Genomic DNA, 1,381 nt, shown 5'->3' on the forward strand with positions numbered 1-1,381 from the left:
GCGCTCTCGCGCGCGGCCACCGGCCGCGCGGAGCCCGACGACGACTCCCTCGAGCTCGCCGAGGACCGCACCCGCTCGCGCCGCTCCAAGATCCTCCTGCGCCTCGTCGCCGCGGTGATCATCGCCGCGATCCTCGGTGGCGGTGGGTATGCCGCGTGGGCCTGGTCGCAGAAGCAGTACTTCGTGGCCGCCGACGACGGCCGGGTCGCCATCTTCCAAGGGGTCTCGCAGGACCTCGGCCCGATCCGCCTCTCGCACGTCCAGTCCCCGTCGGACGTACGCGTCTCCGACCTGCCGAGCGACGTGCAGGGTGCGGTGGGCAACACCATCCCGGCACGGGACCTCACCGACGCCGAGTCCAAGATCGTGGCGCTGCGCGCCGAGGCCGTGCGGTGCCAGCGGCTGGCCGCCACCGGCATACCGTGCGGCACGACCACCGCCCCCACGCCGACGACCCCGCCGACCGTTCCGACGACGCCCGCGCCGAGCACCACGTCGAGCCCCGCCACGCCACCGGCCGCGACACCCAAGCCGGCCGTCACGACCAAGCCGGCCGTCACGACCAAGCCGGCCGCGGCCCGGACGACCCCGCCGGCCCGGGCGCTGGCTGCCTCCCCCGCGGGGGTGAGCCGATGACCACCACCGTCGAACCGCTGACGCCACGCACCCGCCGCGGCGCCGAGCTGCTGCTCCTGCTGCTCGCCGTCGGCATCGTGCTGCTTGCCTGGGTCACCACCGACCTCAACCGCAACGGCACCGTGCCGGCCAACATCGTGCCCGTCGCCGGCGGCTTCACCGTCCTGGTGCTCGTCGTGCACCTCGTGCTGCGCTGGAAGGCCGCGTACGCCGACCCCGTCCTGCTGCCGATCACGACCGTGCTCAACGGGCTGGGCCTCGTGATGATCCACCGGCTCGACCTGGCCCGCGGCAAGCTCGGCACCGACGGCGACGCCTACCGCCAGCTGATCTGGACGACGCTGGCGGTCGTCCTCGCGGTCGGCGTCCTCTTCCTCCTGCGCGACCACCGGCTGCTGCGCCGCTACACCTTCGTCAGCATGGCGGCCGCGCTCGTGCTCCTCCTGCTCCCGCTCGTGCCCGGGATCGGCCGCTCCATCAACGGTTCGCAGATCTGGATCACCGTGGGGCCGCTGAACTTCCAGCCGGGCGAGTTCGCCAAGATCGCCCTGGCCATCTTCTTCGCCGGCTACCTCGTCCAGACCCGCGACGTGCTCTCGCTCGCCGGCAAGAAGATCCTCGGCTTCACCTTCCCCCGGGGACGCGACCTGGGGCCGATCGTCGTCGCCTGGGCGCTCTGCGTGGTCGTGCTCGTCTTCCAGAACGACCTCGGCACGTCGCTGCTCTACTTCGGCCTGTTCGTCGC

The 1,381-nt window shown here is 72.6% G+C and carries 1 protein-coding gene and 1 pseudogene; both read left to right on the forward strand.

All coding sequences use genetic code 11. The annotated features are described in order from the left end of the window. Positions 1-636 (forward strand): annotated as a pseudogene (locus tag ABD194_RS18685) (PP2C family protein-serine/threonine phosphatase); the annotation flags it as partial. Continuing rightward, positions 633-1,381: FtsW/RodA/SpoVE family cell cycle protein (locus tag ABD194_RS18690; protein ID WP_343994288.1), on the forward strand; the 749-nt coding region annotated here is incomplete at its 3' end. The pseudogene ABD194_RS18685 and the gene ABD194_RS18690, both read left to right, overlap by 4 nt.

Source organism: Terrabacter terrae (assembly GCF_039529575.1).
In the GTDB taxonomy this organism is placed as follows: domain Bacteria; phylum Actinomycetota; class Actinomycetes; order Actinomycetales; family Dermatophilaceae; genus Terrabacter; species Terrabacter terrae.